We start from the raw sequence: 22,927 nt of genomic DNA, 5'->3' as shown, positions 1-22,927 counted from the left end.
GCTGCTGTCCAAGTTTCGGCGAAGCGACAAGCATCGACGCCATAGGCAGGGAGATCAGGCGCACCGAGCAGCCGGAATGTTCCCCAGCGCACCGATCACCAGGGCGCGACGACCTCCGGTCGCCCTGCCCTCAACACGCCGCTGCCCGTTGCCCAGATTCCTCACTGCATTGCGCAGTGGACGAGCTGAGGCGACCAGATCCTTGGTGAATTCCGACCATCCTCATCACCCTCGATGTGGTGGGCGGGTCAGTCGTGCGGGACGACAGCGACCGGTGACTGGGCGTGGTGGATTGCGGCGTGGGCGACCGGCCCGAGCCGCATGCCGACGTGGTGGTGCGGGCGGCGCCGGCGGCCCACCACGAGGAGGTCCGCGTCGGCGGCCGCGTCGACCAGCACGTCGACGGGCTCGCCACCCCCGATCAGCTCGGCGCGGATCTCCAGGCTCGGACGGGTGACCTGGACCGCCTGCTTGGCGTCGGAGAGCATGCGCGTGGTCAGGGCACGGACGTCGGCCGGCTGGCCGGGGTCGGCGTGGAGGTCGTCGAGCCAGGTCTGGGCATGGACCAGGCGCAGCGGCAGGCCGTGGCGGGTGGCCTCGTCGGCCGCCCAGCGGGCGGCGGCGATGCTCGGCGCCGAGCCGTCGATGGCGGCGAGCAGGTAGTCGGCCATGGGGGTTTCCTCTCCGGGACGGGCGGGATGCGGTGATCGTCTCGGGCCAGTCTTCGCGGGCGCGAGCTGCCCGGCCAGGGCCGACCGGCGCCCGGCGGGCGGCCTGAAGGTCCCATACCAGGCGCCAGCTCGGCCCGGGTGTTCAGGCGAAGGCGGTCCGCAGGGCCCGCAGGGCCGTGGCGGGTTCGGCCAGGGCGTGGTGGACCGGCGGGATGGGCAGGCTGAGGCCGAGCAGTTGGTAGACGGCGTGCATGGCGCCGCGCACGGAGTACTCGACGGTGAAGACGACGTCCTCGGGGATCTCGACGTACTGGCCGAGGAGGGCGAAGTTGCGGGCACCGTGCGGGATCACGCGCGGGCGGTCGTGCACGTCGCGGCGGGCGAACTGGCTGGTGATGTAGGGCATCATCACGGTGGTGACGGTCGTGGTGGCGCGGACCTCGTCGGCGAGGTCCTCGAAGCCGAGCTGGCCAAGGAGTTCGGTGAGGATCTCCTGCCCGGTGCACTCGGCCATGGCCTTGCCGGTGTGCTCGCCCGGCGGGTCGATGAACAGGCCGTAGCCCCACAGGGTGAACACGTCGTCCGGCTGGCCGTCGAAGTGCGGCGGACGGGGAACGACGATCGACATCAGCCAGGGCGAGTCCTTGAAGGTCATCAGCGCGCCCGTGCCAGGAGCGTTCCCGCTGAACTCCTCGATCCGCTTCAGCAGGGCGGGGCTGCGCATGGTGAGGGTGAACGACTCCCAGGCGGCCTCGGGGATGCTGCCGTTGAAGACGGCCGGCCGGCCGAAGTCCGGCGCCTTGCGGGAGAGGGTCTCCCAGAGCGTCCAGCTGCCGTCGCGCTTGTCGCGGACCAGCTCGGGCGCGGTGTGGTCATCGCCGTGAGCCGCCCGCCAGGGGCAGCTGCTCCAGGACGTGGATGTTCTCGCCGGGGACGTCGCCGTCCCGGATCAGGAAGGCCGCGGCGGCCAGGGCGGCGATCCCGCCGCCGACCAGGTATGCCTTCGCGTGACGCCCACTGTCGATCATGTCAGGTTCCGTTCGTCTGCTGGGACCGCCCCTGCGACGGTCGGCAGGGGGTGCCGTCAGCCTCCGGCAGCGCCGACGCGGGCGCGCGGGGCCGACAGGCCCCGCTCCGAGGCCGTTGGTCCTCGGTTTCCCGGCCCGTCGAGCCCCTCCGGTGCTGCGCGGGAGGTTCGGATGGGCCGCAAGTCCCATTCCCCGTCGCCGAGCCGTGACCCGGTCGGCCCTGTGTCGGAGCGGGTGCGCGGCGTGACGATGGGTACGGCCCGCCGTCGGCGGCCAGTGAAGTCGACCGATTCCCGAGGAGACCGCAGCCATGACTGTGACCGCCGCGTCAACGCCCGGAGAGCTGACCGAGGCCGAGCTGCGGGCACTCGATGCCCACTGGCGGGCCGCCAACTACCTGGCGGTCGGTCAGATCTACCTGATGGCCAACCCGCTGCTGCGCGAGCCGCTGCGGCCTGAGCACATCAAGCCCCGGCTGCTGGGCCACTGGGGGACCTCGCCGGGCCTGAACCTGGTGTACACCCACCTCAACCGGATGATCTCCCGGCACGACCTGGACGCCATCTGCGTCTGGGGCCCGGGACACGGCGGGCCGGCGGTGCTGGCCGGCTCCTGGCTGGAGGGCAGCTACAGCGACACCTACCCGTCCGTCACCCGCGACGGCGAGGGCATGGGGAAGCTGTTCCGGCAGTTCTCCTTCCCCGGCGGAGTCCCCAGCCACGTCGCGCCCGAGACGCCCGGCTCCATCCACGAGGGCGGCGAGCTCGGCTACGCGCTCTCGCACGCCTACGGCGCCGCCTTCGACAACCCCGGCCTGCTGGTGGCCTGCGTGATCGGCGACGGGGAGGCGGAGACCGGGCCGCTGGCCGCCTCCTGGCACAGCGACAAGTTCCTCGACCCGGTGCACGACGGCGCGGTCCTGCCGGTCCTGCACCTGAACGGCTACAAGATCGCCAACCCGACGGTGCTCTCCCGCCTGCCGGAGGCCGAGCTGGAGGCCCTGCTGCGCGGCTACGGTCACGATCCGCTGTACGTCACCGGGGACGACCCGACGGCCGTGCACCGCGCGATGGCCGCCGCCATGGACACCGCCCTGGAGCGGATCGCCGCCATCCAGCGAGCCGCCCGCGAGGACGGGGCCACCGAGCGCCCGGCGTGGCCGGTGATCGTGCTGCGCACCCCGAAGGGCTGGACCGGCCCGCACGAGGTGGACGGTGTGCCGGTGGAGGGCACCTGGCGGGCCCACCAGGTGCCGCTCGACCAGGTCCGAACCAACCCCGCGCACCTCGCGCAGCTGGAGGCGTGGCTGCGCTCCTACCGGCCCGAGGAACCTTCGACGAGCAGGGCCGGCCCACCGCCCAGGTCCTCGACTGCGTCCCCGAGGGCCGTCACCGGCTCGGCGCCAACCCGCATGCCAATGGCGGCCTGCTCCTGCGCGAGCTGCCCCTGCCCGAGCTGGAGCACTACGCCGTTCCCGTCGACAAGCCGGGCGCAACGCTGCACGAGCCGACCCGGGTGCTGGGCGACCTGCTCGAACAGGTGATGGCCGACACCGCCGAGCGCCGCGACTTCCGGCTGGTCGGCCCGGATGAGACCGCCTCCAACCGCCTCCAGGCCGTCTACGGCGTTACCGGAAAGGCCTGGCAGGCCGCCACCCTGCCGGTCGACGAACACCTCGCCCGCGACGGCCGCGTGCTGGAGATCCTCTCCGAACACACCTGCCAGGGCTGGCTGGAGGGCTACCTGCTGACCGGCCGCCACGGCCTCTTCTCCTGCTACGAGGCCTTCGTCCACATCGTCGACTCGATGGTCAACCAGCACATCAAGTGGCTGCGCACCACCCGGACGATCCCCTGGCGCGCTCCCATCGCCTCGCTCAACTACCTGCTCACCTCCCACGTCTGGCGCCAGGACCACAACGGTTTCTCCCACCAGGACCCGGGCTTCGTCGACCACGTCCTGAACAAGAGCCCCGAGGCCGTCCGCGTCTACTTCCCGCCGGACACCAACACCCTGCTCGCCACCGCCGACCACGTCCTGCGCAGCCGCGACTACGTCAACGTCGTCGTGGCGGGCAAGCAGCCCTGCTTCGACTGGCTCACCCTGGACGAGGCCCGGGCGCACTGCGCCCGCGGCGCCGGGATCTGGGAGTGGGCCGGCACCGACGACGGAACCAGCGAGCCCGACGTCGTGCTCGCCTGCGCCGGGGACGTGCCGACCCAGGAGGTGATCGCCGCAGCCGAGCTGCTGCGTCGTCACCTGCCCGAGCTGGCGGTGCGGGTGGTGAACGTGGTCGACCTGGCCCGGCTGATGCCCGCCGAGGAACACCCGCACGGCATGCCCGACGCCGAGTTCGACGCCCTCTTCACCCGCGACAAGCCGGTGATCTTCGCCTACCACGGCTACCCGTGGCTGATCCACCGCCTCGCCTACCGCCGCGCCGTCCACCCGCAGCTGCACGTGCGTGGCTACAAGGAGTCCGGCACCACGACCACCCCCTTCGACATGGTCGTCCGCAACGACCTCGACCGCTACCGCCTCGTCATGGACGTCATCGACCGTGTCCCTGACCTCGCGGTGCGCGCCGCCGCCGTCCGGCAAGCGATGGCCGACCAGCGCAGCCGGCACCACGACTGGATCCGCGAACACGGCACCGACCTGCCGGAGATCGCCGACTGGCAGCCGGGCAGCTGACCCGGCCCGGCCGGCACCCCCACCAAAGGGAGATGAGCACCATGGACCTGACCGTCACCGTCGGCGTCGACGGCTCCGAAGCCAGCCTGGCCGCCGCCGACTGGGCCGCACGCGAGGCACTGCTGCGCGACCGACCGCTGCGCGTACTGCACGCCCTTCCCCTGATGCCGCACCTGCTCCCCAGCTGGAGCCGGCCGGCCCGGCCCAGCGGCGACCTCCTCCACGAGGTCCGGCACGTCCTCGCGGTGCGCCACCCCCAATTGCCGGTCCGCACCGATGAGGTCCATGACGCCGTCACCTCGGCACTGGTCGCCGCGGGCGAGGACGCCGAACTGCTGGTCCTCGGGGCACGCGGCAGCGGCGGCTTCCCGGAGCTGCGGGTCGGCTCCACCGCACTGCACATCGCCGCGCGGGCGGGCTGTCCCACGGTACTGCTCCCTGTGGAGGAGCCGGGCGCGCACCCGCGCGAGCACGTGGTGGTGGGGCTGGACGCCCGCCGCCCCGCCGAGGCGGCACTCCACTTCGCCCTCCTCGCCGCGCGACGCTACGGCCTGCCGCTGCGGGTCGTGCACGCCGGGGCGGGTCCGGCGGTGGTGGGGGCCGGCGAGCGCCGGTATGGCGAGGCCGCCCTGCTCGCCCGGGTCCTGGCGCCCTGGAAGGCGGCCCACCCCGGCGTCGAGGTCGTCGAGGACACCGCGGACGGCTCACCGGGTCAGGTGCTGGTGGAGGCGTCCGCGAAGGCTCGGCTGCTGGTGGTCGGCCGCCGGACGGCGGACGGGTCCGGTGTCCTCGGCCCGGTGGCCCACACCGTCCTGCACCACGCCGCCTGCCCGGTGGCGGTCGTGCCCGAGGCATGACCGCGGCCCCGGCCGGGACCTTCGGTACCGGCCGGGGACTGGTCGGCCCCTGTGGCCGACCCTCGTCGGCCGCGAGGCTGTCTGTCAGACCCGAGGTCGGGCGCATCGGTGCCGCGGCCGCTGAACGGAGGAGGTCGTGATCATGTCCCATGCCGTGGTGGTGGGAGTCGACGGATCGGCGCAGAGCGCGGCCGCGGCCGAGTGGGCGGCCTACCAGGCCCACCGGAGCGGCATGGCGCTGCGGATGATCCACGCCGGTGGAGCCGAGCCGGAGCTGTCGGCGGCGCCGGTGGACCAGACCCAGTCGTTGCCCCGGGCGGTGCTCGCCCTGCGCGGCCACCTCGTGGAGGTGCTGCCGGGCCTGGACGTCTCCTGCGAGCACGTCCCCGGCAGCCCGGTGCACGCACTGATCGCCGCCGGAGAACGCGAGGGGCAGCTGGTGCTCGGCTCGCGCGGGCTGGGCGGGCTCACCGGGCTCGCGGTCGGCTCGGTGGCGCTGCGCGCGGCCGCGCACGCCGCATGCCCCGTGATCCTGGTCAGGGCGGGCGCGGACGGCCAGGGCGGCGCGCCCGGTGACGTCGTGGTCGGGGTGGACAGCAGCCGGCCCGGCGCCGAGGTACTCGCCTTCGCCTTCGAGAAGGCCGCCGAACGGGGAGCGAACCTGCGGGTGCTGGAGAGCCGCGATCTGCCCGCCGGCGGGTACGTGACGGCGGCTCCGCTGGATCCGCCGGAGATCACGGCCGCGTTGGCGGCCGCGGCGCTGGTCCGGCTCCAGGACACGCTGACGCCCTGGCAGAAGAAGTTTCCCGAGGTGAGCGTGGAAGCCGAGGTGACCGGCTGGCCGGCCGGAAAGGCGCTGGTGGAGGCATCTCGCAGCGCTTCCCTGGTGGTGGTGGGCCGGCGGACCCCGAGGAACCGGCCGGCCGTGCCCGGGCTGGGCACCGTGGCCCACGCGGTGCTGCACCACACGCACGGCCCGGTCGCGGTGGTGCCGCACGACTGATCGACCACGCCATGGTGGCCGTGGCAGGACCGACACCCGGTCCTGCCACGGCCACCTGCGTGTGGGCCCCGGGGCGTGGCCGGGCCCGGCAGCCTGTGAACGAGGGACCTTCGGCCCGCAGGTGTACCCCAACGGCCGCCTCCCCGTGGTGCGCCGCTCGGGAAGGCTCTCAGTGGAAGCGCGGGCGACGCCCGCCGGCGCTCGATCCCCGGACGAAGAACCGAAAGGTGGTCCCGCCATGCCCCGCCGCCCGCAGACCGAGGAGCCGGCTCCTCCCGTCCCCGCCCCGGCACCCGCCACCGCCGTCGACGCCTTGGTCGCCGACGCGCTGACGGCTCTTCGGGACTACGCCGACTTCACCCAGGAGCAGGTCGACCACATCGTCAAGAAGGCGTCCCTGGCCGCACTGGCCCAGCACACCGGCCTCGCCGCCCTGGCGGTGGAGGAGACCGGGCGCGGCCTGTTCGAGGACAAGGCCGTGAAGAACGTCTTCGCCTGCGAGAACGTCACCCACGTGATGGCCCGGACGAAAACCGTCGGGGTGGTGCACCGGGACGAGATCGACGGGATCGTGGAGATCGCCGAGCCGGTCGGCGTGGTCGCGGGCATCACCCCGGTCACCAACCCCACCTCCACCACCATCTTCAAGTGCCTGCTGGCGCTGAAGACCCGCAACCCGATCGTGTTCGCCTTCCACCCCGCCGCCCAGCGCTGCTCGGCGGAGGCGGCCCGGATCGTGCGGGACGCGGCGGTGGCGGCCGGAGCGCCGCGCTCCTGCATCCAGTGGATCGAGGAGCCGTCGATGGCGGCCACCCACGCCCTGATGAACCACCCGGACGTGGCCACCATCCTGGCGACGGGCGGCAACGCGATGGTCCGGGCGGCGTACTCCTGCGGCAAGCCGGCCCTCGGCGTCGGCGCCGGCAACGTCCCCGCCTACGTCGAGAGGAGCGCCGACATCCGGCGGGCCGTCAACGACATCGTGCTGTCGAAGACCTTCGACAACGGCATGATCTGCGCCTCCGAGCAGGCCGTCATCCTGGACGCGGAGATCCGCGACGCGGCGCTCGCCGAGTTCCGCACGCTGAAGGCGCACCACGCGAGCGCCGAGGAGAAGTCGCTGCTGGAGCGGTACCTCTTCGGAGCCGGGGACGGGACTTCCTGCGCGGGGGAGCGGCTGAACGCCGACGTGGTGGGCCGCAGCGCCCAGGAGATCGCCGCATCGGCAGGGTTCGAGGTACCGGCAGACACCTCGGTGATCCTGGTGGACGCGGAGCGGGTCGGGCCGACCGAGCCGCTGACCCGGGAGAAGCTCTGCCCGGTGCTGGCCGTGCTGACCGCCTCCTCGCGTCGCGAAGGTGTGGAACTGGCCGCGGCGATGGTGGAGTTCAACGGCCTGGGGCACTCGGCGGCTGTACACACCGAGGACGCGGCGTTCGTCGAGGAGTTCGGTCACGCGGTCAAAACGTGCCGGATCATCTGGAACGCGCCCAGTTCGCAGGGCGGCATCGGCGACGTCTACAACGCCTTCACCCCCTCGCTGACGCTGGGCTGCGGCTCTTACGGGCACAACTCCGTGGCCGGGAACGTCTCGGCACTGAACCTGCTGAACATCAAGCGGATCGGACGGCGCAACACCAACATGCAGTGGTTCAAGGTCCCGCCGAAGATCTACTTCGAGCGCCACTCGGTCAAGTACCTGGCGAGCATGCCGAACGCCCACCGGATCGTCATCGTCACCGGCCGGACCATGGTGGAGATCGGGCACCTCGAACGGATCCGGGGGATCCTGGACCGCCGCCCGGAGCCGGTCGAGGTGCGGGTGGTGGACTTCGTCGAGCCCAATCCGAGCATCGACACCGTGCGGCGGGGCGCCGAGCTGATGAGCGACTTCCGGCCCGACACCATCGTCGCGCTCGGCGGCGGTTCGCCGATGGACGCGGCCAAGGTCATGTGGTTGATGTACGAGCACCCCGAGGTCGAGTTCGCCGACCTGAAGGAGAAGTTCTTCGACATCCGCAAGCGCGCCTTCACCTTCCCCGACCTCGGCGAGAAGGCGAAGCTGGTGTGCATCCCGACCACCTCCGGCACCGGGGCCGAGGTCACCCCGTTCGCGGTCATCACCGACACCGCAACCGGCCAGAAGTACCCGCTCGCCGACTACGCGCTCACCCCGAGCGTGGCCATCGTCGACCCGGCGCTGACCACCCACCTGCCCAAGGACGTCACCGCCGACACCGGCTTCGACGCCCTCACCCACTGCATCGAGACCTACGTCTCCGTCTACGCCAACGACTTCACCGACGGACTCGCCCTCCAGGGCATCCGGCTGATCTTCGACAACCTGGAGCAGGCCGTCACCGACGGCCCGAACAACCCGGCTGCCCGGGAGAAGATGCACAACGCGGGCACCATCGCCGGCATGGCCTTCGGCTCGGCCTTCCTCGGTGTGGTGCACGCCATGGCGCACACCCTGGGCGCCACCTTCCACGTCGCCCACGGCCGGACCAACGCGCTGCTGCTGCCGCACGTCATCCGCTACAACGGCACGGCACCGGCTAAGGTCACCAGCTGGCCCAAGTACCGCAGCTACGTGGCCCCCGAGCGCTACCAGGCGATAGCGAGGATGCTCGGACTGCCTGCCGGCACCCCCGAGCAGGGCGTCGAGTCCCTGGCCGCCGCGGTCGAGGAACTGCGCGACCGGGTGGGCATCCCGCGCTCCTTCAAGGAAGCCGGCGTGGACGAGACGTCCTTCCTGGCCGCCCTGCCACAGCAGGCGATGAACGCCTACGAGGACCAGTGCGCCCCGGCCAACCCCCGGATGCCGCTGCTCACCGACATGCAGCAGCTGATGCGCCAGGCCTATTACGGCGATCAGTCCTGACCACCACCCGAGCGAGAAGGACAGACCGACCATGACCGGAGAGCAGCACGGAACCGCGACCGCCTGGCACGGATTCCAGGGCGACCGGTGGCGCGAGACGATCGACGTGCGCGACTTCATCCAGCACAACTACACCCCCTACCAGGGAGACGGCTCGTTCCTGGCCGGGCCCACCGAGCGGACCCTCGCGGTCTGGAAGCAGATCACCGACCGGTTCCCCGAGGAACGTGCGAAGGGGGTGTACGACGTCGCCCACGACATCCCCGCAGGCATCACCGCACACGCGCCCGGATACATCGACCGGGCACGGGAGCTGATCGTCGGACTCCAGACCGACGCCCCGCTCAAGCGCGCGATCATGCCGAACGGCGGCTGGCGGATGGTCGCCGGGGCGCTGAGGACCTACGGCTACCCGGTCGACCCGGACCTGGAGAAGGTGTTCACCGAGTACCGCAAGACCCACAACGACGGCGTCTTCGACGCCTACACGCCCGACATCCTCGCCGCCCGCAAGGCCGGCGTCATCACCGGCCTGCCCGACGCCTACGGCCGCGGCCGGATCATCGGCGACTACCGCCGGGTGCCGCTGTACGGCGTCGACCGGCTGATCGAGGCCAAGCGGGCAGAGAAGGCCGAACTGGACCAGCTGCCGCGAGACCCGTCGCGGCTGGAGGAGACCATTCGGGAGCGCGAGGAACTCGCCGAGCAGATCAAGGCTTTGGGCGAGCTCAAGCAGATGGCCGCGAGCTACGGACACGACGTCTCAGGCCCGGCCACGACCGCCCGCGAGGCGGCCCAGTGGCTCTACTACGCCTATCTGGCCGCCGTGAAGGAGCAGAACGGCGCCGCGATGTCGCTCGGCCGCACCTCCACCTTCCTCGACATCTACCTGCAACGGGACCTCGACGCGGGCCGGTTGACCGAGGAGCAGGCGCAGGAGCTGATCGACGACTTCGTCATCAAGCTGCGGATCGTGCGCTTCCTGCGCACCCCCGAGTACGACGAGCTGTTCTCCGGCGACCCGACCTGGGTCACCGAGTCCATCGGCGGCATCGGCGAGGACGGACGGCCGCTGGTGACCCGCACCTCCTTCCGCTACCTGCAGACCCTCTACAACCTCGGCCCCGCCCCCGAGCCGAATCTGACCGTCTTCTGGTCCACGCAACTCCCGCCAGGGTTCAAGGAGTTCTGCGCCAAGGTGTCCATCGACACCTCCAGCATCCAGTACGAGTCGGACGAACTGATGCGCCCGCGCTTCGGCGACGACACCGCCATCGCCTGCTGCGTCTCCGCGATGGCCGTCGGCAAGCAGATGCAGTTCTTCGGCGCCCGGGTCAACCTCGCCAAGACCCTGCTCTACGCGATCAACGGCGGCCGGGACGAGAAGTCCGGCGCCCAGGTCGGCCCCGAGACGGGCGCGCTCACCGACGAGGTGCTCGACTACGACGCCGTGCTGGCCAAGCTCGACCAGCAGATGGAGTGGCTGGCCGAGACCTACGTCCACGCGCTGGACGTCATCCACTACATGCACGACAAGTACGCCTACGAGCGGATCGAGATGGCGCTGCACGACCGGGACGTCCGCCGCACCATGGCCTGCGGGATAGCCGGGCTCTCGGTGGCCGCAGACTCGCTCTCCGCCATCAAGCACGCGAAGGTCAGGCCCGTGCGGGACGAGACCGGGCTCGCCGTGGACTACCTGATCGAGGGCGATTACCCCGCGTACGGCAACAACGACGACCGGGCCGACTCGATCGCCGTCCGGCTGGTCGAGGAGTTCATGGCGAAGGTGCGCAAGCACCCCACCTACCGAGGCGCCGAGCACACCCAGTCCGTACTGACCATCACCTCCAACGTCGTCTACGGCAGGAAGACCGGCGCCACCCCGGACGGCCGCAAGGCCGGCGAACCGTTCTCCCCGGGCGCCAATCCGATGAACGGACGCGACCGCCACGGATACGTCGCTGCGGCCCTGTCCGTGGCAAAACTCCCCTACCAGCAGGCCGAGGACGGCATCTCGCTCACCAACACCGTCACCCCCGACGCGCTCGGGCGCACGCAGGAGGAGCGGATCGCCAACCTGGTCGGCGTGCTCGACGGGTACACCACCTGCCACGGCTTCCACATGAACGTCAACGTCCTCAACCGCGAGACCCTGCTGGACGCCATGGAACACCCGGAGAACCACCCCCAGTTGACCATCCGGGTCAGCGGCTACGCGGTCAACTTCGTCCGCCTCACCCGCGAGCAGCAGCTCGACGTGATCGGCCGCACCTTCCACGGCGCGCTGTAGCCGCGCCCACCAGCACGCGGTGCCGGCACCCTCCCCGACCACGGGTGTCGGCACCGCGCCTTTGCGCAAGGAGAACCGGAATGACCGAAGCCTCCATCCCCGGATCGGCCGGCGTCGCCACACCCCCGTCCTGTCCGCCCGCGGGCAGGACGGGGGTGTGCCCGGTGACCGGCATGCTGCACTCCTGGGACCTGTCGACCGGAGTCGACGGCCCGGGCACGCGCTTCGTCGCCTTCCTGGCAGGCTGCCCACTGCGCTGCATGTACTGCCACAACCCCGACACCTGGCACCTGCGCGACGGCCGACGCACCACCGCCGACGAGATCGTCCAGGAGGCGGCCAAGTACACCGAGTTCATCCGCGCCAGCGGCGGCGGGGCGACGATCAGCGGTGGCGAGCCGCTGCTCCAGCCGGCTCTCACCGGCGAGCTGCTCCACCGCTTCAAACACGAACTCGGCCTGCACACCGCCCTGGACACCTCCGGCTTCCTCGGTGCCCGCGCCACCGACACGCTGCTCGCCGACACCGACCTCGTCCTGCTCGACATCAAGTCCTGGGACCGCGCGCCCTACCGGCACCTGACCGGGCAGCGACTCGCCCCCACCCTGGACTTCGCCCGCCGGCTGGCCGGCCTCGGCGCAGAGGTCTGGGTCCGCTTCGTCCTCGTTCCAGGGCTCACCGACCTCGCCGAGAACATCGAGGGCGTCGCAGCCTTCACCGCCTCCCTCGGCAACGTCACCCGGGTCGACGTCCTGCCCTTTCACAAGCTCGGCGCTGCCAAGTGGCGCGCGCTCGGCCTGGAGTTCACCCTCGCCGACGCCCCGACACCGACCCGCGACCAGTTGACCGCGGCCCGAGCGGTGTTCGCCGCCCATGGGCTGCACACCGTCTGATCGCGCAAGCCACATTCGCTCCCGGTCGGTCGAGACCCACCCGACCGACCGGGGAGCTTCGTCGTGCTCATGGTGTGTGCCAGTGCTCGGGTAGCGCCGATCCGGGTGACGGGACGCGCGAGTTGGCCGACGCAGCTGGTCATCGCTGACGGCTTTCCCCGGTGTCTCGGTGCCTGGCCTTGTTCACCGGAACCGACTCCTGTGAACCCGTGCCAGAGAGAAACGCAGTGGCCGACCGCGATCGTGTCGCGGTCGGCCACTGCGTGCGGTGGGTCAGCGCAGCCAGGGGTGGTCGCGCACGACCGGGAGAGCGGCCCAGCGGCGGCCCAGCCCCCAGCCGTCGCCGGCGGAGGCGGCGGCCAGCACGATCAGCAGCAGGGCGTAGACGAGGTGGTAGTCGGCGACGGGGTTGCTGGAGCCGCTGGCGGCGCCGTTCGCCAGGTGGCGAGCGGGCGGCCACTCGGCGGCCCACATCATGGCCAGCAGCAGGGTCCCGCTCGCCGCCGCGATCCGCAGGCCGATCCCGCCGATGAGGGCGAGGCCGATACCGAGCAGGCCGAGCATGAACAGCCAGTCGGCCCATGCCTGCCCGGCCCAGTGGTGGAAGGTGGACCGGAGCGGGCCGGCCGACACGTGGCTGAGGAAGCCCTTGGTCGGTGAAGCGCCGTTGAGCCACGAGTTGGCGTTCCTGGTGGCGTAGCCGAGGCCGAAGGTCTTGTCGAGGAACGCCCACAGGAACACGAAGCCGAGGCTGACTCGGGCGGCGGCCAGCGCCAGGGCCATGGCTGCGGACGCCGTCGTGCCAGCGACGGCTCGCTCAGCCGGCTGTGCGGTGAGGTGGTGGAGCCTGGCCGTGAAGCGGTGGGGCATCCGGGGGGTGTGGGCGTGGTGGACGGCCATGGTGGGCTCCTCTGCTGGTTCTGCTGCCGGAATGATGAGTTGGTGATGTGCGAGTGTGCCGGGGTGGCGCGAGGCCGCGGGCGGGCTCGGTGGAGGTCCGGGCCCGGGGCCCGGACCTCCCACCGTCACTTGCGGTGCATGGTGTGCAGGGCCTGGGCCAGGACGTGCGGGTCGTGGTGGCCCTTGTGGACGGCCGGGGGCTGCCGGTCGAGGCCGAGGAGCTGCGCCACGGCGGTCCAGGCGGTGCGCACGGAGTACTCGACGGTGAAGACGACGTCGTCGGGGACCTCGGCGTACTGGCCGATGAAGGCGAGGTTGGTGGAGCCCTCCGGGACGACCGGCGGCCGGTCGCCGTGCCGGCGGACCAGGAACTGGCTGGTGATGTAGGGCATCAGGCAGGGGATGACGGTGGACGCCTCGGCGACGCGCTCCGCGGTGGCGGCGTCCACGGCCAGGTGGTGCAGGACCTCCTGGAGGATCTCCTCCCCGCTGCACTCCCGCATGGGCTTGCGGACGTAGGTGCCGGGCTTGTCGGGGAAGAGCCCGTAGCCCCACCACACGGACACGCCGTCGGGCTGCTGCTGGTAGACCGGCTGGCGGTTGACCACGACGGTGAGCAGCCACGGGGAGTCGGTGAGGGTGAGCAGGCCGCCCCGACCGGTGGCACGGCCGGTGAACGTCTCCATCCAGTCCAGGAAGGCCGGGTCCTTGGCGGTGACGGTGAAGGACTCCCAGGTGGAGTCGGCGACGCTGCGGTCGAACACCTCCGGGCGGCCGAAGTCCTCGCGGCCCCGGGCGAGTCGGTGCCACAGCAGGAAGGAGGAGGGGCTGCGCGAGGTGCGCGGGCCTTCCGGCGGGGCGGTGTGCGAGCCGAGGGTGGAGTCGGCGGTCATCGAGCCGTTGGTGACGAACACCAGGTCCTCCGGGGCAACCGGCAGGTCGGCGTGGGCACCCGTGAAGTGGATGCGCTCGACGCTCGTGCCAGGCCCGGCTCGGAAGGACAGGTCGGTCACCCGGTGGCCGGTGTGGATCCGCACCCCGCGCTCCAGCAGCCAGGCGGTCAGCGGGCGGACGATCGAGTCGTACTGGTTGTAACGGGTGCGGTAGATCCCGGACATGGTCTCGAATTCCGGGAACAGGTGGACGAAGCGCCTGAGGTAGCGGCGGAACTCGATCGCGCTGTGCCAGGGCTCGAAGGCGAAGGTGGTGCACCACATGTACCAGAAGTCGGTGGTGAAGAAGCCCTCGCTGAAGCAGTCGGTGATCCGCTTGCCGTCCAGCATCCGCTCGGGTGTGGCCAGGCAGGCGACCAGCTCCAGGCGGTGGCGCTCGGAGAAGCCCATGGCGTGGCCGTCGCGGATCTCCCCTCCCGCGCCGACCAGTCGGGTGGCGTCGTCCCATGGGGACTCCTCGTGGGAGTTCATGATGTCCTGCGTGGCGGAGATCGCCGGGTCGTCCAGCGACGGGATGCCGGACAGCAGGTCGTACGTGCAGCGGAACTGGGCCTCGAACATCCGCCCGCCGCGCATCGTGTAGCCCGCTTCCGGCGTGCCGCCCGCATCCAGGCTGCCACCGACCTCCTCCTGCTCCTCGAAGACGTGGATGTCGCTGCCGGTGAAGCCGCCGTCGCGGATCAGGAACGCCGCTGCGGAGAGGGCGGCTATGCCGCCGCCGACCAGGTATGCCTTTGCCATTGGAGTTCTCCTCAACTCTGCTGTGCTGCTGTGGTGTTCGGAATCGGTCGGCTGCGGCGGTGCGCCGATCGGGGTGTGGACCCCAGCCTGCTCCCGGCTGAGGTCCGGGTCTGTGGGCCATTGGTCCCGGTGGCGGAACAACGGTCCCGGCACCTCGGGCAGGTCGGCCGTCAGGGCGCCAAGTCGCGGCGCTGCAGCAGCGGGAGCGCGGCGGCGATCCCGGCGGCCCCGACGGCGACCAGGACGGCGAACGAGCCCCAGACGATCGTCCCGTGGGCGAGTGCGTCACCGGGCGTGTAGTAGTGGAACGGGCTCAGGTACCGCAGCGGTGCGACCGGATGCCAGGCCATGGCGATGAAGTTGACGGCGAAGCCGACGGCCCCCAGCCCGATGGTTGCGCCGATCACCTGGGCCCGGTGGCGAGCTGCGGCGGAGACGGCCAGGGCCGGCCCGGACAGGCACAGCGTGAACGCGCAGCCCGCCAGGCCGGCCGCGAGCACGCCGCGCAGCGGGACCGCGTGGTGGATGGCAGGGGAAAGTGCCACGCCACCGGCGACCGCCAGGGTGGCGGCGGCGTTGAGCGCCAGCGAGGCCGCGACCACGGCGAAGGTCCGCTCGGCCAGCAGCCGCAGGCGCGAGACCGGACGGACCATCAGCAGCTCGACGGTGCCGGACTCGACGTCAGCTGCGACCGCCGCTGCCGCGAACGAGCCGATCGCCGTCAGCTGCATGGCGATCCAGAACGGGTGCACCAGACCGGCCCCGAGCAGTCCGGCGTAGCTGGCGATGGAGACATCGCCGGTCGAACCGGAGAACGCCTTCAACGCACCCGGTCCGGCCGGTCCGGAACCGGCGAACAGTTGCGTCGGCGGCACCGCCCGGATGACCGCCACGATCAGTGCCTCGAAGACGACCATGCCCGCCACCAGGAACGCCACCATTCGGCGGCGCCGGTACAGAGCCAGCCAGAACAAGGGGAACCGGGCTCTCACGACCGTACCTCCGCTGCTTCGACATCCTGCCGGTACAGGTCGAGGAACGCCTCGTCCAGCCCGGCCTCCTCCACCGACAGGTCCGCCACCGGCAGCGCGACCAGGAGCTCGCGGAGTCCCGCGACCAACTCCGCCGGCGGGACGAGCAACTGGACCTCGTCCCCGTGCCAGCGCGGTGACCAGCGCTCCGCCGACCCCAGCCCCCGGGCACCCAGTCCGTCGGCCAGCACCAGCCGCACCCGCCTGGCGCGCTCCTGCCGCAGGGTGGACACGGCCCGCACCGCCACCAGCCGCCCCGCCCGCACGAGCGCCACCCGGCCGCAGGCGCGCTGCACCTCGGGCAGCACGTGGCTCGACAGCAGGACCGTACGTCCCGCGTGCGACGCCTCCGCCAGCAGCGCGAAGAAGACCTCCTGGACCAGTGGGTCCAGGCCCTCGGTGGGCTCGTCCAGCACCACCAGCTCGGGATCGTGCTGGAGCGCCTGGACCAGGCCGAGCTTCTGCTTCATACCGCGCGAGTACTCCCGCACCGGCCGGGCCAAGTCGGCGACCGTCAGCCCGAGCCGCTCGCACAGCTCCGCGCGCCGCGACGTCGCGGCGCCCTGAAGGTCGCCGAGCAGTCGCAGCGTCTGAGCACCGGTCAGCTCCGGGTACAGGCGAAGTTCTCCCGGCAGGTAGCCCAGGCGCGGGGCCAGGCGCCGGTGGTCGGCGACCGGGTCCAGGCCCAGCAGCCGGATCCGTCCGGCGCTCGGCCGCAGCAAGCCCACCAGGCAGCGGATGGTGGTGGTCTTCCCGGCGCCGTTGGGGCCCAGGAAGCCGAAGATCTCGCCGCGCCGCACGGCGAGGTCGAGGTGGTCGACACCCGTCTTGCGGCCGTAGTACTTGCTCAGTCCGGCTAGCTCGATGGCCGGGCCCTCGCGCTCCATACCTGCCTCCACATCGCGGCCACTCCTGTGGCGGCTTCGTCTCGCGCACCAACTGCACCGCAATGAGCGAGGCGGTGGCAGGGACTCATGGGCCCTGTTCGGAAGGTCCGTCGGTCCCGAGGCGCGGCAGTCGTCCCGCGCCGGGGCTGAAGGTCCCGCCACAGCGGCCCCCTCGGCCCTTCGCCACCACGCGCCGGTCAGCCGATGGTGGAGATGACCACAACACAGGGAGAAGCACCGTGACCGAGCAGAATGAACCGCAGCACCGGATCGTCGTCGGCGTGGACGGATCCCCGTCCTCGATCGACGCGCTGCGCTGGGCCGTCGACCAGGCCCGCACCCGCGGCGCCGTCATCGAGGCGCTCACCGCCTGGCAGTACCCGGTGTCCACCGGCTGGACCGTGCCGATCCAGGCCGACGAGGACCTCGCCACCCTGATGAGCAAGGTGCTCGACGACGCCATCGCGCAGGTGGCCGGCCCGGAATGCCCGGTCGCGATCCGGCCCCGGGTGCTGGAGGGCGGCGCCGTGTCCTGCCTCCTGGACGCGGCTCGGGGCGCCGACCTCCTGGTCGTCGGCAGCCGAGGCCACGGCGGCTTCGTCGGCGCGCTGCTGGGTTCCGTCAGCGGGCACTGCGTGCAGCACGCGCCGTGCCCCGTCGTCGTGGTCCGCCACACGGCCGTCTGAACACCCGACCGCACGACACCGCCCGTCCGGATCTGAGCCGGGCGCCACACCGCACCCACCACACCCGACCGAGCGGCCTCGGGGCCGCCGGCACCACAGAAGGAGTGAGCCAACCATGCGGCACCGCATCGTGGGAGAACTGATGACCAGGGCCGTCGTGCACGTCCGGCCCGACACCGGCTTCAAGGAGATCGCCCGCCTGCTCGCCGAGCACGACATCACCTCGGTGCCCGTCCTGGACCACGAGGAGCGGCCGGTCGGCCTGGTCTCCGAAGCCGACCTGCTGCTCAACGAGGCCGCCCAGGAGGACCCCGCTGGGCTGCTGCTCACCCCGCAGCTGTCGCCCGGTGAGCACACCCGCAGTCAGGCCACCACCGCCGAGGGCCTCATGACCAGCCCGGCGGTGTGCGGGCGGCCCGAGTGGACCGTGGTTGAGGCCGCCCGCCTGATGCAGCGCGAGCACCTCAAGCGCCTGCCCGTCGTCGACGAGGCCGGCCGCCTGGTCGGCATCGTCAGCCGCAGCGACCTGCTGCGCGTCTTCCTCCGCCAGGACCGGGCGATCCGCGAGGAGATCACGCACGAGATTCTCGACCGCACCCTGGGACTCGCCCCGGGTTGCGTCGACGTCCGGGTGAACGAGGGCCGGATCACACTGACCGGCACGGTCGAGCACCGCGCACTGGTGTCGGTCGTGGAGCGCCTGTGCCGGAGCGTGGACGGCGTCATCGACGTGACCAGCAGCCTGGACTTCCGCACGGACGACACCGCCGCTCTGCACCCGGTCCGCTGACCAGGTATGCACCACCCCATCGTTCATACCCATTCACTTCAAGCGGCTGTCGCTGTCGGGCTCCTACAAGCGCCGAACACAGCCAGCACGCCATGACACAGGCCTGACCAGATTTTCTGCGCTCCGTGAATGCAGCCATCCGAATTACCGGTCTGGCTCCAGAAGCCTTGTACGCAGCGCGATCATCTGGGTGCTTGCTGCCCCGTGGGATGGAGGCTGTGCGATCTCTCTGTAGCGACGACTGGCGCAATACCAGGCTGCGCGCTCAACTCGCATCTTCTGCCGACCTGCGAACGGCGGTGACTCCCCCTTCTGCGTTGCTGCGCGACGGTGATCGAACCGCTCATGCCGCCGCGCAGCTCAACGGCCTCGTCCGGGACCTGCTGGCCGAGGGCGCTGCGGCCGGCGATCTCCGGGACGACGTCACCCCGGACGAGCTCGCGAACTACTGGCTCTTCGCTCTCGCTGCCGCGGCCAGTCTCCCGTCACCCGAGTCCGTCCAGCGGCTGGTCGCGGTCACCCTCACCGGCCTACGCGCCGACCCTGCCGGTGCCGGTGAGGCGTTCGGGCATCACCGCCCGGCTCACTGACCGGCCGTTCGGAGATGGCAGGTCCTCGTTGCCGATCATGCGGCCCGTACAGACGGCCCGGCCGTCGGCAATCGTCGCGCACGCCCTGCTGACGTACGACAGCGCCGGCGGTGACGCGGCTCGGGGTGCCGCCGGGAGGGCGGCACCCCGAGCCGTTGGTTCAGCTGACCTTGAGGGTCAGGGCCGCGGTGTGAAGCTGGCCAGCGGTCTGGAACTGCAGGAACAGGCGCCAGTCGCCGGACTGGGGGAACTCGGCGTGGAAGGTGAGGTCCGGGCCGCCGTGGTCGCCGTTGACGGTGGTCTCGGGGTGGAGGTGCGCGAAGGCCAGGTCCCCGGCGTGGAACGCGGTGAGGTGGGCGTAGGTGTCGAGGTAGGGCTGGAGGTCGGTGACCGGCTTGCCGTCCTTGGCGATGCTGACCGTCATCTCGTGGGCCATGTTCGCCATCGGCGAGCCCTTGACGGTGACGGTGTAACCGTCGACCTCGGCCGTGGCCGAGGCGGCGGGCAACTGCTCGGTGGAGGCGGCGCCGTCGACGGTCACGGTACGGGACAGGACCAGCGAGTTGCCCTTGCCGTCGCCGCTGTTCGGGGTGAACGACGTGTACAGCCGCCAGGTACCGGGGGTGAGCGCGGCGAGCGGCGCGGTCCAGGTGCCGTCGGTGGCCATGGTGGGGTGCAGGTGCTGGAAGCCGGTGAGGTCGGAGCGGATGGCGTAGGAGTGCATCTGCTTCGTCTGTTCCACGGCGAAGTCGGTGACCTGCTTGCCGTCCGGGCCGGTGATCGTGAAGGCGTAGTCGGCCTGCTTGCCCGCGGGCACGGTAGTGTCCCTCGTAGTGAGGCGGTAGCCGGCCTGGTTGTCGGACAGGCCGCTGCTGCCCTCCATGCCGGGCGTCGAGCTGTGATCCATGCCCGGCATACCCGGCATGGAGTGCTCGGAGCCGGGCGTCGCGGACGCCGAGGCGGGGGCGGAAGTCGTGCCGTGGTTCATGCCGGACATGTCGTGGTCCATGCCGGAGGAGCCGCAGGCGGTCAGCGCGGCGGTGAGCAGCGCGGCGGTGGCGGCTGCGGCCAGGGCGAGGCGGCGGGGCAGACGGGAGGAGGACATCACAGAGAGCTCTTCCTGGTGGGCACGCCAAAGGGGCGCGGTGTGAACGGGACCGGCGCCGAGACCTCGGGCTGTGAGGTCCGGCGGGCCCCGTCAGGTCCGCGCGACGGACACCAGAAGGAGCAGAGAGCGGCCACCGGTCGGCGGGCCACGGCGGCGCAGCACTGTCGTCAGGGCGCGACGCCAGGCCGGGGCCCAGCCCGCGAGCAGCGCGAGGGCGAGGATCGCGAGCAGCGGCGGCGCGTCGACCGTCAGGCGGTCGTGGGCGGGTGTGGAGACGCAGGAGTCGCTGCCCGTCGCGTCGGCGCCCGCCGCGAGGTGGGCCGCGGGGCCGACAACGGCTGGCGCGGGGGAGGCGTTCGGGTGAGTGTGGGCCTCCGGTGCCATGACGGGGGCCACCATGGCCATGGCCATGGGCTCGTGGCACCCGCCGGTCGAGACCGGGGCGCCGTGCATGAGGAACAGTCCGAGCAGCAGGGCACACACCGCCAGCAGCCGGGCTGTCGCCGGTCGCGCGGTGGTGTGCACTACGGGTCCCTCTCCGGCTCGGGCTGGCGGATATCGTAGGCCGACATCCGCGCCGAACGACGATACCCCGCCCGGACGCGACGTTCCTGAGCGATGGGGCAGGTCCGGCTGAACGTCCTCGTGCCGGGGCCGTCAGCTGCCCGTGGCCGCGTGCTTGGCCAGCTCCAGGAGTGCCTCCAGATCATGAGCGGCCTCGGCCGCGCAGAGGGCGGTCGCGGCGGCGAGGCCGGAGAGCGCGGCGGCAGACCAGATGTGGCGGCGCGGGGCGGGGACGAGCAAAGCGGTGACCCGGCGTGGCACGGGGCCGAGCGTGTTCGGGCGAAGGCGGCCGAGGCGCCCGAGCAGGCCGAGGGCTGCCGCGGGGATGCGGTTGCGGGCACGGGTGCGGCGGGCGGCGAGGGCGGCCTTGCCAACGGTGCGGGCGACCCGTTCGCGGTCGCCGACGGCCGCGGCGGCGCTCTCGTCGGCCCAGCGTTCGACGGTGAAGGTGACGGTCGTGGCCAGTGGCCGCAGCAGCGGGTTCGCGGCGGCGGCGAACTGGGCGAGGGCGACGAACAGGTAATGGTGGTGGGCGAGGTGGGCGCGCTCGTGGGCGAGCAGGATCTGGTGCTCGGCGGGGTCGAGGGCGTCCAGCATGCCGGTGGAGACCACGATGCGGCCGGGAAGTCCGGGTATGGCGTAGGCCTCGGCGGCCGGGTCGTCGACGACGACGAGTTGGTCGCGGCCGGGCAGGCAGGCGGCCTCGCGGGCGGCCTGGGCGAGGGTTCGGGACCGGCGCCAGAGCATGCGGCCCGCCAGCACGGCTGCGGCAGTCAACAGCACGCCGGCGAGCACGGCCACGGAGAACGACGCGGGGTCGTGGTGCTGGGCCGCGTACGGAGACCAGTGGTCCTGGGCGAGCCGGGCCAGGAACGGGATGCGGATCAGGCCGGTGATCGCGAGCATGCCGAGGACCGCCGTGCTCCCGGCGGCCAGCACCAGGGCACCGACGGTCAGCAGCCAGGTCGCCAGGCGGGGCGGCAGCTTCTCGCCGACCGGCCGGGCGACGAGCGCGGCCAGCAACGGGAAGAGCAGTGGCAGGTAGACAGCGACGCGCATCCGGCGGGCCCTATTTGCCGCCGTCCAGCAGCCGGCGAAGGAAGTCCTCGTCGGCGTCGGACAGCTCGTCGACGAAGCGAGTCAGGACGGCCTCGCGGTCGCTGCCGTCGTCCAGGACCCGGCGCATCTTGCGGGCGGCAAGGCCTGAATCGTCGGCGAGGGCGGTGTAGGCGAAGGCCCGGCCGCGCTTGGCGCGCGTGAGCAGGCCCTTGTCGTGCATGCGGGTGAGCGCGGTGACGACGGTGGTGTACGCGAGCCGGGCGTCGACCTGCTCGAGCACCTCGCCCGGGGTCAGCGCCTCGGGGGCCGCCTGTTGCAGGGCCGCGAGGATCTCGGCCTCTAGTTCGCCTTTGCCCCGCCCCGTGGCTGTGGTGGGTTCGTGCACGCCCACGGACTTGGTCACCTCCTGCGCTATCTTCTACATTCAACGTAGAAATTCTACGTTCTCGTAGAAGCTGCTGCCTGCCCAGAGTCTGCCATGCCTACGCGACCAAGTGCGTGCCGGGGCAGCGAACCCAGGAGGATGTGCGGTGAGCACAGCAACGTCGCAACAGGCCATCGCGGCCCGCGCCGAGGGCCTGACCAAGGCGTACGGTTCCGGCGAGACCCGGGTCGTGGCGCTGGACTCCGTCGACGTCAGCGTGGAGCGCGGGGAGTTCGTCGCGATCATGGGCCCGTCCGGCTCAGGCAAGTCCACGCTGATGCACTGCCTGGCCGGGCTCGACACCGCCACCGGCGGGCAGATCTTCATCGGAGAGACCGAGATCACCGGGCTGAAGGACAAGAAGCTCACCCAGCTGCGCCGGGACAAGATCGGCTTCATCTTCCAGGCGTTCAACCTGCTGCCCGCCCTCACGGCGCTGGAGAACATCACCCTGCCGATGGACATCGCCGGCCGCAAGCCCGAGCAGGCGTGGGTGGACAAGGTGATCGACACCGTCGGCCTGGCCGGGCGACTGAAGCACCGGCCGACCGAGCTGTCCGGCGGCCAGCAGCAGCGCGTGGCGTGCGCCCGTGCGCTGGCGAGCAAGCCGGAGATCATCTTCGCCGACGAGCCGACCGGCAACCTGGACTCCCGTGCGGGTGCCGAGGTGCTCGGCTTCCTGCGCGGCTCGGTGGACGACCTCGGGCAGACCATCGTGATGGTCACCCACGACCCCGTCGCCGCCTCCTACGCCGACCGCGTCCTCTTCCTCGCCGACGGCCGGATCGTCGACGGGCTACTCGACCCGACGGCGGACTCCGTCCTCGACCGGATGCGCAGGTTCGACGGCGCCGGACGGAAGAGCTGACGC

The 22,927-nt window shown here is 71.6% G+C and carries 20 protein-coding genes and 1 pseudogene; 10 read left to right on the top strand and 11 right to left on the bottom strand.

The genetic code is table 11. The features are described from left to right. Positions 1–248 precede the first annotated feature (248 nt). The 3 genes from O1G21_RS10995 to O1G21_RS10985 form a co-directional block, all read right to left on the bottom strand. Positions 249–671 carry a universal stress protein gene (locus O1G21_RS10995; protein ID WP_270142878.1) on the bottom strand — a complete coding sequence of 141 codons (423 nt, stop codon included), beginning with the start codon at positions 669–671 and terminating at the stop codon, positions 249–251. 142 nt (positions 672–813) lie between these two features. Beyond that, on the bottom strand, positions 814–1,527 hold the full coding sequence (locus tag O1G21_RS10990) for an oleate hydratase (RefSeq protein WP_270150906.1): 714 nt from the start codon (positions 1,525–1,527) through the stop codon (positions 814–816). A gap of 16 nt (positions 1,528–1,543) precedes the next feature. Next, entirely contained in the window at positions 1,544–1,699 is a 156-nt protein-coding gene (locus O1G21_RS10985) for an oleate hydratase (RefSeq protein WP_270142876.1), read from the bottom strand. 310 nt (positions 1,700–2,009) lie between these two features. On the opposite strand from O1G21_RS10985, the pseudogene O1G21_RS10980 reads away from it, so the two are divergent. The 6 genes and pseudogenes from O1G21_RS10980 to pflA all read left to right on the top strand — a co-directional run bounded on the left by O1G21_RS10980 (position 2,010) and on the right by pflA (position 12,323). Continuing rightward, a pseudogene (locus tag O1G21_RS10980) lies at positions 2,010–4,393 on the top strand (phosphoketolase family protein). Positions 4,394–4,425: 32 nt separating this feature from the next. Next, on the top strand, positions 4,426–5,250 hold the full coding sequence (locus O1G21_RS10975; protein WP_270142875.1) for a universal stress protein: 825 nt from the start codon (positions 4,426–4,428) through the stop codon (positions 5,248–5,250). Positions 5,251–5,392: 142 nt separating this feature from the next. Continuing rightward, positions 5,393–6,253, top strand: a complete 861-nt coding sequence (locus tag O1G21_RS10970; RefSeq protein ID WP_270142874.1) for a universal stress protein — start codon at positions 5,393–5,395, stop codon at positions 6,251–6,253. A 238-nt stretch (positions 6,254–6,491) separates the two neighbouring features. Then, a complete protein-coding gene (gene adhE, locus O1G21_RS10965) occupies positions 6,492–9,137 on the top strand; it encodes a bifunctional acetaldehyde-CoA/alcohol dehydrogenase (protein WP_270142872.1) in 2,646 nt (881 codons plus the stop codon). Between the two features lie 31 nt (positions 9,138–9,168). Then, complete coding sequence (gene pflB, locus O1G21_RS10960; RefSeq protein ID WP_270142870.1) at positions 9,169–11,430, top strand: formate C-acetyltransferase; 2,262 nt, start codon at positions 9,169–9,171, stop codon at positions 11,428–11,430. An 80-nt stretch (positions 11,431–11,510) separates the two neighbouring features. Then, a complete protein-coding gene (gene pflA, locus O1G21_RS10955) occupies positions 11,511–12,323 on the top strand; it encodes a pyruvate formate-lyase-activating protein (RefSeq protein WP_405000623.1) in 813 nt (270 codons plus the stop codon). A 273-nt stretch (positions 12,324–12,596) separates the two neighbouring features. On the opposite strand, the gene O1G21_RS10950 is transcribed toward pflA, so the two are convergent. The 4 genes from O1G21_RS10950 to O1G21_RS10935 form a co-directional block, all read right to left on the bottom strand. Further along, positions 12,597–13,223, bottom strand: a complete 627-nt coding sequence (locus O1G21_RS10950) for a hypothetical protein (RefSeq protein WP_270142869.1) — start codon at positions 13,221–13,223, stop codon at positions 12,597–12,599. 125 nt (positions 13,224–13,348) lie between these two features. Continuing rightward, positions 13,349–14,917, bottom strand: a complete 1,569-nt coding sequence (locus O1G21_RS10945) for an oleate hydratase (protein WP_270142867.1) — start codon at positions 14,915–14,917, stop codon at positions 13,349–13,351. A 170-nt stretch (positions 14,918–15,087) separates the two neighbouring features. Continuing rightward, positions 15,088–15,858 carry an ABC transporter permease subunit gene (locus O1G21_RS10940; RefSeq protein WP_270142866.1) on the bottom strand — a complete coding sequence of 257 codons (771 nt, stop codon included), beginning with the start codon at positions 15,856–15,858 and terminating at the stop codon, positions 15,088–15,090. A gap of 47 nt (positions 15,859–15,905) precedes the next feature. Further along, positions 15,906–16,835 (bottom strand): ABC transporter ATP-binding protein, encoded by a 930-nt coding sequence (locus tag O1G21_RS10935; RefSeq protein ID WP_270142864.1) that lies wholly within the window; start codon positions 16,833–16,835, stop codon positions 15,906–15,908. Between the two features lie 239 nt (positions 16,836–17,074). Here O1G21_RS10935 and O1G21_RS10930 point away from each other — a divergent pair, with 239 nt between their 5' ends. From O1G21_RS10930 to O1G21_RS10920, 3 genes are all read left to right on the top strand, one after another. Next, a complete protein-coding gene (locus tag O1G21_RS10930; protein WP_270142863.1) occupies positions 17,075–17,521 on the top strand; it encodes a universal stress protein in 447 nt (148 codons plus the stop codon). A 115-nt stretch (positions 17,522–17,636) separates the two neighbouring features. Next, entirely contained in the window at positions 17,637–18,311 is a 675-nt protein-coding gene (locus O1G21_RS10925) for a CBS domain-containing protein (protein ID WP_270142861.1), read from the top strand. Between the two features lie 299 nt (positions 18,312–18,610). Continuing rightward, positions 18,611–18,901: an SbtR family transcriptional regulator gene (locus O1G21_RS10920; RefSeq protein ID WP_270142859.1), complete on the top strand. Its 291-nt coding sequence runs from the start codon at positions 18,611–18,613 to the stop codon at positions 18,899–18,901. Positions 18,902–19,061: 160 nt separating this feature from the next. Here O1G21_RS10920 and O1G21_RS10915 read toward each other — a convergent pair whose 3' ends face one another. The 4 genes from O1G21_RS10915 to O1G21_RS10900 form a co-directional block, all read right to left on the bottom strand. Then, positions 19,062–20,006: a hypothetical protein gene (locus O1G21_RS10915; RefSeq protein ID WP_270142858.1), complete on the bottom strand. Its 945-nt coding sequence runs from the start codon at positions 20,004–20,006 to the stop codon at positions 19,062–19,064. Positions 20,007–20,099: 93 nt separating this feature from the next. Further along, positions 20,100–20,534 (bottom strand): hypothetical protein, encoded by a 435-nt coding sequence (locus O1G21_RS10910; protein WP_270142856.1) that lies wholly within the window; start codon positions 20,532–20,534, stop codon positions 20,100–20,102. A 132-nt stretch (positions 20,535–20,666) separates the two neighbouring features. Further along, positions 20,667–21,632 carry a M56 family metallopeptidase gene (locus O1G21_RS10905; RefSeq protein ID WP_270142855.1) on the bottom strand — a complete coding sequence of 322 codons (966 nt, stop codon included), beginning with the start codon at positions 21,630–21,632 and terminating at the stop codon, positions 20,667–20,669. Between the two features lie 10 nt (positions 21,633–21,642). Further along, a complete protein-coding gene (locus tag O1G21_RS10900) occupies positions 21,643–22,035 on the bottom strand; it encodes a BlaI/MecI/CopY family transcriptional regulator (RefSeq protein ID WP_270142854.1) in 393 nt (130 codons plus the stop codon). A gap of 154 nt (positions 22,036–22,189) precedes the next feature. On the opposite strand from O1G21_RS10900, the gene O1G21_RS10895 reads away from it, so the two are divergent. Beyond that, positions 22,190–22,924, top strand: a complete 735-nt coding sequence (locus O1G21_RS10895) for an ABC transporter ATP-binding protein (protein WP_270150903.1) — start codon at positions 22,190–22,192, stop codon at positions 22,922–22,924. The last annotated feature ends 3 nt before the right edge of the window (positions 22,925–22,927 follow it).

The organism is Kitasatospora cathayae (assembly GCF_027627435.1).
Lineage (GTDB): Bacteria > Actinomycetota > Actinomycetes > Streptomycetales > Streptomycetaceae > Kitasatospora > Kitasatospora cathayae.
Note: the sequence above shows the minus strand (reverse complement) of the source record. Positions and strands in the feature narration are given on the sequence as shown.

What these genes read in the sequence shown, in the direction of transcription:
- O1G21_RS10940 (WP_270142866.1), bottom strand. Translation starts at nt 15,858, where the DNA reads ATGGTGGCGTTCCTGGTGGCGGGCATGGTCGTCTTCGAGGCACTGATC.
- O1G21_RS10970 (WP_270142874.1), top strand. Translation starts at nt 5,393, where the DNA reads ATGTCCCATGCCGTGGTGGTGGGAGTCGACGGATCGGCGCAGAGCGCG.
- pflA (WP_405000623.1), top strand. Translation starts at nt 11,511, where the DNA reads ATGACCGAAGCCTCCATCCCCGGATCGGCCGGCGTCGCCACACCCCCG.
- O1G21_RS10995 (WP_270142878.1), bottom strand. Translation starts at nt 671, where the DNA reads ATGGCCGACTACCTGCTCGCCGCCATCGACGGCTCGGCGCCGAGCATC.
- O1G21_RS10945 (WP_270142867.1), bottom strand. Translation starts at nt 14,917, where the DNA reads ATGGCAAAGGCATACCTGGTCGGCGGCGGCATAGCCGCCCTCTCCGCA.
- O1G21_RS10905 (WP_270142855.1), bottom strand. Translation starts at nt 21,632, where the DNA reads ATGCGCGTCGCTGTCTACCTGCCACTGCTCTTCCCGTTGCTGGCCGCG.
- O1G21_RS10925 (WP_270142861.1), top strand. Translation starts at nt 17,637, where the DNA reads ATGCGGCACCGCATCGTGGGAGAACTGATGACCAGGGCCGTCGTGCAC.
- O1G21_RS10915 (WP_270142858.1), bottom strand. Translation starts at nt 20,006, where the DNA reads ATGTCCTCCTCCCGTCTGCCCCGCCGCCTCGCCCTGGCCGCAGCCGCC.
- O1G21_RS10950 (WP_270142869.1), bottom strand. Translation starts at nt 13,223, where the DNA reads ATGGCCGTCCACCACGCCCACACCCCCCGGATGCCCCACCGCTTCACG.
- O1G21_RS10935 (WP_270142864.1), bottom strand. Translation starts at nt 16,835, where the DNA reads ATGGAGCGCGAGGGCCCGGCCATCGAGCTAGCCGGACTGAGCAAGTAC.
- O1G21_RS10975 (WP_270142875.1), top strand. Translation starts at nt 4,426, where the DNA reads ATGAGCACCATGGACCTGACCGTCACCGTCGGCGTCGACGGCTCCGAA.
- adhE (WP_270142872.1), top strand. Translation starts at nt 6,492, where the DNA reads ATGCCCCGCCGCCCGCAGACCGAGGAGCCGGCTCCTCCCGTCCCCGCC.
- pflB (WP_270142870.1), top strand. Translation starts at nt 9,169, where the DNA reads ATGACCGGAGAGCAGCACGGAACCGCGACCGCCTGGCACGGATTCCAG.
- O1G21_RS10985 (WP_270142876.1), bottom strand. Translation starts at nt 1,699, where the DNA reads ATGATCGACAGTGGGCGTCACGCGAAGGCATACCTGGTCGGCGGCGGG.